Annotated in this window: 12 protein-coding genes and 1 riboswitch; of the genes, 9 read left to right on the top strand and 3 right to left on the bottom strand. The window is 35.0% G+C overall.

Translation table 11 applies throughout. The annotated features are described in order from the left end of the window. The 3 genes from ABX784_RS13235 to ABX784_RS13225 form a co-directional block, all read left to right on the top strand. On the top strand, positions 1-181 hold a 181-nt coding region (locus ABX784_RS13235; protein WP_372655533.1), incomplete at its 5' end, for a CBS domain-containing protein. Between the two features lie 102 nt (positions 182-283). Then, entirely contained in the window at positions 284-985 is a 702-nt protein-coding gene (locus tag ABX784_RS13230; protein ID WP_372655532.1) for a YdiY family protein, read from the top strand. Between the two features lie 8 nt (positions 986-993). Further along, positions 994-1818: a mechanosensitive ion channel family protein gene (locus tag ABX784_RS13225; RefSeq protein WP_372655531.1), complete on the top strand. Its 825-nt coding sequence runs from the start codon at positions 994-996 to the stop codon at positions 1816-1818. A gap of 26 nt (positions 1819-1844) precedes the next feature. On the opposite strand, the gene ABX784_RS13220 is transcribed toward ABX784_RS13225, so the two are convergent. Then, on the bottom strand, positions 1845-2630 hold the full coding sequence (locus tag ABX784_RS13220) for a hypothetical protein (protein ID WP_372655530.1): 786 nt from the start codon (positions 2628-2630) through the stop codon (positions 1845-1847). A 155-nt stretch (positions 2631-2785) separates the two neighbouring features. Here ABX784_RS13220 and lepB point away from each other — a divergent pair, with 155 nt between their 5' ends. Next, positions 2786-3538 (top strand): signal peptidase I, encoded by a 753-nt coding sequence (lepB, locus tag ABX784_RS13215; RefSeq protein ID WP_372655529.1) that lies wholly within the window; start codon positions 2786-2788, stop codon positions 3536-3538. On the opposite strand, the gene ABX784_RS13210 is transcribed toward lepB, so the two are convergent. Then, positions 3535-3828: a hypothetical protein gene (locus ABX784_RS13210; RefSeq protein ID WP_372655528.1), complete on the bottom strand. Its 294-nt coding sequence runs from the start codon at positions 3826-3828 to the stop codon at positions 3535-3537. The genes lepB and ABX784_RS13210 overlap by 4 nt on opposite strands. Before the next feature lie 99 nt (positions 3829-3927). Next, positions 3928-4040: riboswitch (adenosylcobalamin-variant (AdoCbl-variant) riboswitch) on the top strand. On the opposite strand from ABX784_RS13210, the gene ABX784_RS13205 reads away from it, so the two are divergent. The 5 genes from ABX784_RS13205 to ABX784_RS13185 all read left to right on the top strand — a co-directional run bounded on the left by ABX784_RS13205 (position 4029) and on the right by ABX784_RS13185 (position 8874). Beyond that, positions 4029-5822, top strand: coding sequence for a TonB-dependent receptor plug domain-containing protein (locus tag ABX784_RS13205; RefSeq protein WP_372655527.1), 1794 nt, complete (start codon positions 4029-4031; stop codon positions 5820-5822). It overlaps the preceding riboswitch by 12 nt. Continuing rightward, positions 5822-6319 carry an energy transducer TonB gene (locus tag ABX784_RS13200; RefSeq protein WP_372655526.1) on the top strand — a complete coding sequence of 166 codons (498 nt, stop codon included), beginning with the start codon at positions 5822-5824 and terminating at the stop codon, positions 6317-6319. The genes ABX784_RS13205 and ABX784_RS13200 overlap by 1 nt, the downstream gene beginning before the upstream one ends. Before the next feature lie 11 nt (positions 6320-6330). Further along, positions 6331-7164: an ABC transporter substrate-binding protein gene (locus ABX784_RS13195; RefSeq protein ID WP_372655525.1), complete on the top strand. Its 834-nt coding sequence runs from the start codon at positions 6331-6333 to the stop codon at positions 7162-7164. Further along, positions 7148-7915, top strand: coding sequence for an ABC transporter ATP-binding protein (locus ABX784_RS13190; RefSeq protein WP_372655524.1), 768 nt, complete (start codon positions 7148-7150; stop codon positions 7913-7915). The genes ABX784_RS13195 and ABX784_RS13190 overlap by 17 nt, the downstream gene beginning before the upstream one ends. Beyond that, positions 7915-8874, top strand: coding sequence for a FecCD family ABC transporter permease (locus ABX784_RS13185; protein ID WP_372655523.1), 960 nt, complete (start codon positions 7915-7917; stop codon positions 8872-8874). The genes ABX784_RS13190 and ABX784_RS13185 overlap by 1 nt, the downstream gene beginning before the upstream one ends. Positions 8875-9482: 608 nt before the next feature. Here the strand turns inward: ABX784_RS13185 and ABX784_RS13180 are convergent. Beyond that, the coding region (locus ABX784_RS13180; protein WP_372655522.1) for a methyl-accepting chemotaxis protein at positions 9483-10223 on the bottom strand (741 nt) is incomplete at its 5' end.

Here is a 10223-nt window from a genome sequence, read left to right as displayed (position 1 = left end):
GGTGGCCTTTCACAGGCTTAAAAGGTTTCAAATCTCTAGACTACCAGTTGTAAGTCGACTTGATGATAAGAGAATTGTAGGTGTTATTACTGCGCAGGATATCGTTAATAAATTTGGTTATGAGCTAACAGAATCCACTAAAGAAGATGATCAAGATATTGAAGACCTTGAAATTACTTAGATCAATGTTCTATAAAATAGAGAATTAAATAATATTATTTACAATCATATCTATGAAAGATAGCTTTTCCTCACTATAAATTACACAACAGGGGAATAATAAATGAAATCTGTTTTCATTGTCTTGCTATCAGTTCTTTCACTTACATCGTTTGCTCAGTTTAAAAGTGAAGACAGCGCGTCTATAAACATCGCTGGTGGAAACACTGACTTAAAAACTTATACTCTAAAGTCAAATAACGCATATGAAGTAAATAAATCTATTTATAAGTTCAACGGAGCATATCACTATGGTGAATCAGACTCAGTAAGAAGTGCTGAAAATTGGTCTTTAGGTTTAAGATATGACTATGCTTTTCTTCCTTTAACAGGTCTTTATTTTGGTGAGTTAATTGAAGCAGATAGATTCTCTGGATACGACAGAAGATTTAATACTGACCTTGGTATGACACATTTCTTTTACAAATCAGATTCATCATCTCTACTAGCTGAAGCAGGTCTAAGATATACAATTCAAAAGCAACTAGATAATAGTGAAGATAAGAAAGGCTTTAAAGGTCGTCTTTTTGTAGAAGCAACTGAAGTTATTCAAGAAAATATAAAGGGTAAGTTTTGGGTTGAGTATTTACCAAACTTTTCTGAGAGTGAAGACTACCTATTAAATATTGAGCCATCATTAATCATTGCTCTAAATAAGACTCTTTCTATGAAGACAGCTTACCTTTGGAAATACGACAATCAGCCGACTGTAAGTAAGAGTAAATATGATTACAACTACACTCTTTCTTTAATCGCAAATTTTTAGGAGTAAATATGGACTTTTCTGCAGATAATATTCAGCAAATTATAATGGAGAAGGCCCTTCTCTATGCACCAAAATTGTTTCTAGCATTAGTAACACTCTTTGTGGGTTTATACTTAGCAGGAATTTTAAAGAAGGTTTTTAAGAAATTACTATCAAAGAAGAAAGTGGACACTGCTGTTTCTCAATTTCTAACAGGAATTTTAAGTGCTTGTTTAAAAGTTGCTATTTTTCTATCTGTTCTAGGAATTCTTGGAGTTCAAACAACTTCTTTTATAGCTGTTCTAGGTTCTGTTGGTTTAGCTTTTGGTTTAGCTCTTCAGGGGAGTTTATCAAACTTTGCCGGTGGAGTGCTCTTAATTACTTTAAAGCCGTTTAAGTCTGGTGATGTGATTGAGGCCCAAGGGGTAGTTGGAAAGATTGAATCTATTTCTATGGTTTATACTAAACTTAGAACTCCAGATAATAGAATTATAACTATTCCAAATGGCCCTCTAGCAAATGGAGTAATTAATAATATTACTTCTCAGTCTACTCGTAGAGTTGATTTAACGTTTGGTGTTGGATACGGCGACGACTTAAAGAAAGCTAAGGACATAATTATCAATACAATAAAGAAAGACCCAAGAGTTCTTTCAGAGCCTGCGGAGCCTTTCATTGCTGTTTCAGCGTTAGCTGATAGTAGTGTAAACTTTGTTGTAAGAGTATGGACAACAAGTGACGACTTCTGGGGCGTTCACTTTGATGCTCTAGAGAATGTAAAACTTGCTCTAGATGAAAACGGAATAAGTATTCCATTCCCTCAAAGAGATGTTCATATTATTAAAGATTTATAATTATATTAGGGCCCAATTATTGGGCCTTAATTTTTATACCAACATTTAGGTCTGCTACCAGGGCCTTCTTTGCAAACCCAATCCTCTAAACTCGAATAATCATTAGCACATTTTCCGCTCTCAAAAATTGTATCCATTCGGCATTGAGCATCTGGGTAGCTTTTCAGAATACTTGTGACTGGATCTTGTTGGCTCGGAGTCTCTAGGCTTAGTGTTGGGGTATCTCTGTAAATATATCTAATAATATTTGTAAAACTAAGCGCTGCTTTGGCAGCATTGAGGCAGTGATGGTTTTGACTACATTCATTTTTTATTTTAGGAGTTAATTCAACTTCTTCTCCGGTATATGGAAAGGCGTCAAAGTATCTTTTTAAGCAATGAGCTCCAGCGAAGTAGTCCGACTGCCCCTCAGAACTTGCCCATATGAAGCTCTCAAGAGTGTTAAATGGCGTGCCTCCTAGAAGGTGACCCACTTCATGGCAAACTACAAAGGCCCAGCCGTATTCATTGATTCCTGGGATTCTTGCAATTCCACCCCAGAAGTTTAATGAGTATAGGGGAGGGTTATCATTGTGGGCCCAGGCGCTAAAGTAGCTCGTTTCCCAGTTACTGTTGAAGTCTACTAGGATTCCCTTGGCCGCAAAGTCATTATTGTAGAGAGACTCAACCCTATTGATAACAGTGTAGAATAATTCCTCAGTGATAGTAGATGTCGTTGGATCAGTTGGAAGAATTTCATATCTTGAGCGATCTGTTGTCGCAAGGGATGAAAGTGTCCAAATATATAAGCTAACTAGTAGTAATGACTTCATAATGACTTATATCTAGGAAGGGCCATGATTTGAAGAGGGAGAGTGCTTTTTTCATAGTGGAATGCTTGGCGCGTTATTTGTGAACAATATATATGGAAGATGACGAATTTAATTAAAAGTATTAATATAGATTCTTAAAATCATGAGGAACAAAAATGGAAAATAATCAAGAGAGCAGCACTGCAGTTGATCCGTCAGTAGAGAAGCTTAATAAAATTAAAAAAGAGTTACTGTCGTGGATTTACATTATAGTAACTGTATTTGCATTTAAATCATCTTTCTTTGAGCCTAATCACATACCTTCTGGCTCTTTATTGCCAACAAATGCGATTGGTGACTTTATTCTAGTGAATAAAATGTCTTATGGTTTCAAGCTTCCATACTCAGATTTATTTGGTGATCCTATTTATCTATCAACACCTTCTGATCCAAAAAGAGGAGATATCATTGTTTTTAGATACCCAAGAGATCGCAATATTCTCTACGTTAAAAGAGTTATTGGTATTCCTGGAGACGAGGTTGAAGTTTATAATAATAAAGTTTACCTAAACGGTGAGCTCATAGAGACTAAGCCAGTAGCTAAAGAAGAGTATATTGATTTATTTGATGATAAATTTGATAAGAAGGGAATTGAGTTTGAAGAAGTACAGCTTGGTGAAAAGAAGTTTGTTACAGCTGTAAATAACTCTATGCCTTACCACTTAAATATTCCAAAAGTTAAAGTAGATAAAGGCCATTTCTTTGTAATGGGTGATAATAGAGACTATTCAAGTGACTCAAGAGTTTGGGGATTTGTTCCATTTGGAAATGTACGTGGTAGAGCTATGGTTGTTTGGTTCAACATGGTTTACCCATGGTCAAAAGAGAAGTTTCACTTTAGACCATGGAGAATTGGAACGCTTCTTTAGCCTCTAGTTCTTTCTTCGAGCTCAGCTATGAGCTCGGAGGTATCAACACTCTTTAGAAGTTCTTCTTTATCTTTCTCTAAATAATTATTAGTTTTTCTAATGCCTGCTAAGTACAGTAGCGCAAAGTACTGTTTTCTATCTAGCACGTAACCACCTAGCTTAGGGTAGAGATCGTCATGAGTCATTTTAAGCTTTTCTATAAGCTCATTAGGGTTTAACCCTGCTCTTGATGAGTACATAAATAAAGTGGGCTGTGGGACTATAAAAATTTCTTTAATTTCATTATTCATGATGATTTTATAGTTAAAAATTGGTTAAGTGCAAAGTAGCAAAGTTCAGAAAGTAAAAATAACTTGATCTATGAGGCTTATGTTCATAGTGTTAGTTTTTAAATGATCAAATATGTGAAGCTAGTGAAATTCTAGCGCTGTCCAGCAACGGTAAAAGCCCGATCCATTCTCTTTGTTAAGTCATCCCTAAGGAGGAGCTTATGAACAAACTATTTAGCCTACTATTACTACTTTTGACGATTCCATCACTTGCAAGCTCGAAGGTTATCGTAACCGCTGAGAAGATCTCTTTAGATAAAGAGAAAACGAATTCAATTGTAGATGTTATTTCTGAAAGTGAAATTATAAATTCAGGAGAGAGCAGTCTCACAGACTTAATTCAAAAAAAGTCTTCTCTGCATATTAATTCTAATGGAGCTTTTGGGAAGGCCACATCTCTCTTTCTTAGAGGAGCGGACTCTAGTTATACACTTATTGTAATAGATGGAGTTGAATATAATGATAAGAGCTCCGTTGGTGGCGCCGCTATTTTAGAACATATTGATTTATCTAGTGTTGAAAAAATTGAAATCTTAAAAGGATCCCAGAGTGTTCTGTATGGTTCAGATGCACTAGCGGGAGTTATTAAGATAACAACAAAGTCTCCTGGAAAAAATATTGGCTCAAATGGAAGTATTGGCTATGGGAGCTATGATAATAAAATGGCCTCTTTTTCAACTTCACAAAAGGGAGAGTTCTTTGATTACTCTATGGGTCTGAGCCTTCAAGATGTAGAGGGAGTATCATCATATAATTCTCTTAGGGCGCCAATGGCGGAAAAAGATGGACTCAGTAACTTAACGGCAAACTTTAAGGGACAAAAGAAGATTTCTAAAAAGGATTCTGTAGAATTTAATCTTAGAGGGGTGAGAGCAGAAAGTGATTTTGATTCAAGCACCGAAGATAAGTTAAATTACATGGGAAGAGACTCCCAGCTAATTGCAGGACTAAAGTATAAAAGAATCATGGGAGAGTATTGGGTACCTGAACTCTCTTTCAATTTTAATAAATCAGATCGATTAACAAACTCTTTTTCTTTATCACGACTTGTAGCAAAGACGAAGAAAGCTGAGTTATTTAATTCTTTCTTTATTAATGAAAATATTACTCTCATTAATGGCGTAGAGTTTGAAGAAACTAAAGCTAGTATTGAAAGAATTGATAATAAGAAGAATTTTAATTCTTTAGCCGCATATATTGGCTCTCACTTTGTTTATGATAAAGCGAGTTTACAACTGGGTGGACGTTGGACAAAGGAGAGTAACTTAGCTGACCAACTTACATGGAAAGCGGGGATGAGTGTTTATATCCTAGATAATACAACATTTAAAATGAATGCTTCTACTGGCTTTAAGAGTCCAAGTCTTTATCAGCTATTTAGTACTTATGGAAACGATAAGCTGCTTCCAACAAAAAGTAGAAGCTTTGATTTTGGAATTGTTCAGAAGTTATACAACTCTGAGATATCTCTTACAGTATTTAAAGATTCTTATGAAAATGTCATTGATTTTGAAAGCACCTTAAATAAGTACACAAATACATTCAAGGCCGAGTCTAAGGGAGTAGAGATTGGATGGAGTGCAGACTTTAATTTGATAACTATAGATGCCTCTACAACTCTACTTAGGGCAATAAATAAGTCATCTGGAAGTGAAGGCACTTACTTGGCAAGAAGACCTAGAGAGAAGTATTTTGTTGGTCTAACTCATCAACTAAATGAAGTTTTAACCAGCTCATTGAATTACACCTATGTAGGACAAAGAGAAAATAGTGATTTTGACTCAATTGTCTTAAGTTCTTACTCTTTAGTTGATCTAGACTTTAAATATGATTTCTCTAAAGGACATAACTTAATTTTGAAATTAGGTAATGTATTAGATAAGGAGTATGAAGAAGTTTATGGTTTTGGAACTCTTGGACGTAATTACCTCTTAAAGTATAATTTTAGAATGTAATGAATATAACTTATACCTTTTCCATATTAACTTCTCTTCTTCTTCATCTAGTTCTGGTGGCAGACTTTCCAGCGATGAGTAGTGGAGACGTTAGAGTTGAGCTAAGTTCCTCACAGAGTAGCTTTAGAGTGAACTTAGATAGACGTATTCCTGTCGAGAAGAAGGCACCAAAGACTAGGACTCTCGTACAACAACAGAAAGAAAAGGTCTCAGAGAAGTCAGCTGCAAAGTCTTCTATTAGTGTTGAGAATAAGTATATTCCAAAGTATCCGTATAAATCGAGAATCTTTGAAGAGGAAGGCTCAGTAGTCGTGACCGTTTCTATTGATAGAAATGGAAAAATAGTAGATTCATTTATTGCAAAAAGTAGTGGTCATGAAAGATTAGACTTAGCAGCACTTGAGGCTTCAAAAAAAAGTAGCTTTAATATGATGACTCTGGGAGATGAATCTTTCATTTCTCACAATCTTGAATTTGAATTTAAACTATCCAAATAGTGGGAGTAGGTTTGTTACAAGTTATAATTATATTCATCATTTCTCTATCTAGTTTTTCTTCCGAGAGGATCGTAAGTACTGTCCCAAGTTTGAGTGAAGCTCTTTATGAATTACGTCTTAGTGATAGTGTTGTAGGTGTTAGTAAGTACTGCCTATTTGATGAATCTTTTTGCAGTAAAGAAAAAGTCGGAACCTCCTTAGATATTAGTTATGAAAGAATATTAAAACTAAAAGCTAGTACCGTGATTCTGAGCTCTTCAGCTAGTGAAGTTCAAGTAAAGAATTTATCTAAACTCAATATCAAAACACTCCTCCTTGCTCATGATAGATTAGATGATATTTATAGCTCTATTAAAATTCTTGGGAAGCGTTTCTCTCGAGAGCAAGAGGCTAGGGAGCTGGTTAGAAAGTTAGATACTTCTTTAAGTCGTACAGGTTTAAAATTAAAAGATACAAAGGTCTTATTTTTAATATCTTCAGATATTAGAGATGGAAAAGTTGTTAAGGCCCAGGCGGCGGGAAGTAAGAACTTTTATTCTGATATCCTTGAGAAAATTGGATTGAGCAATATATTAAAGACGAGCTCAATGAGTTATCCTGAAGTTGGTAGAGAGAATCTTATTTCTTTAAAATATGATTATATTATTGAAATATTTGGAAGTCATAATGATAGTACGCTAACTTTAAAGAAAGAAGCATGGAAGGAACTTGGAAGATCTAAAAAGAGCTCTTTTAAGTATGTGCCTCTTGTTGGAAATTATTTATTTGTCCCAGGACCTAGTGTTTGGAAAATCGCTCAAGACTTAAAGAATGAAGTAGGGAAAAACAATGTTGTTAATAAATAACTTATCATTGGTTATAAATAAAAAAGAAATTTTGAAAAATGTCTCTCTAGATTTCTCTACTGGTGGTTTGCTAACAATTTTGGGCCCTAATGGATCAGGAAAGTCTTCTCTCATAAAATGCATTTCTGGAATCTATGATAATTGGACGGGAGAAATATCTTTAAATGGCAGAAGTATTAGGGAGTACTCTATTCTTGAAAGAGCTCAAATAATTTCTTATGTTCCTCAGTTATTAGAAGTTCATGCTGAATTTACGGTATGGGACTTTTTCGAAATGAGCTACTATCCTAACCTCAAAGACTTAAGAAAACTTTCTAAAGAAGAGTTAGATAGAGGTCACGATATATTAAAAAACTTTAACCTTGAGACCTTAAAAAATAGGTCTCTATTAAGTCTTAGTGGGGGAGAAAGGCAAAGAGTCTTTATAGGCGCTTCTGTATTTCAAGGACCTAAGTTACTTCTTCTAGATGAACCAACTTCTTTTTTAGATCCAAAAGTTCAAGACGATATCAATCAAATCATTTTTTCTTTGCAAGAGAAAATGGACGTTATTCTTATTTCACATGATATAAACTCTACTTTAATGAATAGTAAGAGAATCATCGGGTTAAAGAATGGAATGAATTTCTTTGATGGTTCGCCAGAGAATATTATTAACAAGAGTCAATTAGATAAACTCTTTGATAAGTCTTTCAAGATGATTAAACATCCTAGTTCAACTCTAGAGATTATCGTTCCGGAGATATTTTAATGAATCTTTTAAAATTTCTTTTTCTATTCTTAACGATTCTTCTCTTTGCTTCTCTCTCTTTACTTATTGGTCCTGGAGACTTTAGCTATGGTGATGAAGTATTTAAAGACATCGTTTTAAGTATTAGACTTCCACAGGTAACACTTTCTTTTTTAGTGGGAGGACTTCTCTCTCTTAGTGGATTACTTTTTCAGGCAATGTTTAAAAACTCTCTTGCAACTCCTTATACTCTTGGTGTTGCTAGTGGAGCGGCCCTCGGGGCCACCGTTTATTTCACTCTAGGACTTGCCTTTACTATTCCTTTTATAAACTCCGTTAGTATCTTTAGTTTTGGATTCGCATTACTTTGTGTTGTTCTTGTTTACTCAATGGCCATTAAAAATGGGAGAGTGAGTACGCACTCTCTATTGCTATCAGGAGTTGTACTTTCAATGGTATGCTCTAGCCTAATACTATTCCTACAATTCATGGGCCATGAAAGAGATGCTCTGCAAGTTGTTCGCTGGTTAATGGGTGGGTTAGATGTTGTAGGTTTTGAATCTACTCTTAGGCTAATACCTATTTCACTCGTTGCTCTAACTTATTCTCTATTTCACTCGCGTAAGCTTAATATAATGTATCTAGGAGATGATATTGCAATTACTAGAGGTGTCGATATCTACAGGTTTAGAAAGTACCTTTATTTACTTAACTCTCTTGTTGTTGCAATGGTTGTTGCCGAGTGTGGACCAATTGGCTTTGTGGGGCTACTAGGCCCTCATATGGCCAAGAAATTATTTAGTCATAAACATCAATTATTAATACCTTCTTCATTCATGTTGGGTGGATTACTACTTATGATTTGTGATCTTCTTTCTAGAAATATTTTATCAAGTACCCAATTACCTATAGGTGTTTTGACGGCATTGATGGGGGGGCCATTTCTACTATTTCTACTATCACGCTCTCCTAGAGTTTGATCAAAATAGTTGTAAGGTTTTTAGTGCAGTCAAAATAATGTCGTTTCTAGGTATCTTTTGACACCTCATTTTCTTAATTATTTAAAGTATTTAAATGATCTTTATGTAGTCCTCTTCATTAATTCTCTCGCAAGCTTCTGTGATTTGGTTTGGCCAGAAAATGTAAGAAGAGGAATTTGATGAATAGTAGGCCACTAGTGACAAAGTGACGACTACTAATACTATGAAATCATGCGAAACTTAACTCTGCCCCTATGGTTTGTAGGGGCACTTTGTCACCCTCGTAGTTTTTTTGACGTCTTATTAAGTAAAAAACTTGGCATCACTATTGCTATATGTAAAGCAAGAGTAATCAAGGATGAATACTCAAGAATATCATGGAAGATAAAAGCCGATTTATGAAGTTTCTACGGATGGAGACATAGTAGTAAAAAGGTCAGTTAAGATTTACAGGATGTGAGTCAAAACAACAAAAAGAAACGAGTTCGATAATCCTGACTTTTCCCTCTCTCTTGCTAGGAAAAATCAACTCAAAAAGTATTGGTACCCGAAGACCTGATGATAGAAGCAATTTAAAATAACAGTCTATCGGGTACCTTTCTTTTAATCTACGCTACAAGCTTTCTAAGTTCTTCAATACTAAATTCTAAACTTTCTGCAACATTGATTAACTCTTTCGAAGAGTCTTCAACTTGATGAGCACTCTTTGTTGTTAATTGATTTGCATTATCAATTTCTTGAACTGCTGTATTAATTTCTCCAACACCAGAGCTTTGCTCTTGAGAAGCTGTTGCAATCTCATTCGTTGAGTCTGTAACTTTTGAGAACATTTGATCAATTTCTTTAAGAGTCTTCTCGCAACGAGAAGAGATATCTAATGTTTGAGTAATTATCTCTTCACTCTTTTTTACAGCACTGCTGACTTCAGATTTTGAACTCTCAATCATGGATGAAATATTTTTTAAACTTCCATCTAGTAGCTCTGAGATTTCATTGGCCGAATTACCACTCATATGAGCAAGGTTACCAACTTCTTCAGCTACCACAGAGAATCCTTTTCCGTGCTCTCCGGCCCTCGCTGCCTCTACTGAAGCGTTGAATGATAGAAGCTTTGTTTGAAAAACAATATCGTTAATGACACTTGTTTTATCCTGTACGTTATTAAAAACGCCTAGGATTTCTTCAAACCTCTTATGGTTATTATCTACTTTTCCTATAAGTTCACTAGATGCTGCGTTCATTTCTTGAACCTTTTCTGCAAGGTTTAGAATTAATCGTAACCCTTTATCTAGCTCTTTTTTTCCTGTATTAACAAGCCCTGCACTCGATACGGCAGTTGAAGTATTCTT

The organism is Halobacteriovorax sp., assembly GCF_041587335.1.
GTDB lineage: Bacteria > Bdellovibrionota > Bacteriovoracia > Bacteriovoracales > Bacteriovoracaceae > Halobacteriovorax.
This window is presented reverse-complemented; position numbering and strand designations above follow the sequence as displayed.

Bases quoted from the DNA above. Each gene is read 5' to 3' on its own strand.
- ABX784_RS13230 (WP_372655532.1), top strand. From the start codon at position 284: ATGAAATCTGTTTTCATTGTCTTGCTATCAGTTCTTTCACTTACATCG.
- ABX784_RS13225 (WP_372655531.1), top strand. From the start codon at position 994: ATGGACTTTTCTGCAGATAATATTCAGCAAATTATAATGGAGAAGGCC.
- ABX784_RS13220 (WP_372655530.1), bottom strand. From the start codon at position 2,630: ATGAAGTCATTACTACTAGTTAGCTTATATATTTGGACACTTTCATCC.
- lepB (WP_372655529.1), top strand. From the start codon at position 2,786: ATGGAAAATAATCAAGAGAGCAGCACTGCAGTTGATCCGTCAGTAGAG.
- ABX784_RS13210 (WP_372655528.1), bottom strand. From the start codon at position 3,828: ATGAATAATGAAATTAAAGAAATTTTTATAGTCCCACAGCCCACTTTA.
- ABX784_RS13205 (WP_372655527.1), top strand. From the start codon at position 4,029: ATGAACAAACTATTTAGCCTACTATTACTACTTTTGACGATTCCATCA.
- ABX784_RS13200 (WP_372655526.1), top strand. From the start codon at position 5,822: ATGAATATAACTTATACCTTTTCCATATTAACTTCTCTTCTTCTTCAT.
- ABX784_RS13190 (WP_372655524.1), top strand. From the start codon at position 7,148: ATGTTGTTAATAAATAACTTATCATTGGTTATAAATAAAAAAGAAATT.
- ABX784_RS13185 (WP_372655523.1), top strand. From the start codon at position 7,915: ATGAATCTTTTAAAATTTCTTTTTCTATTCTTAACGATTCTTCTCTTT.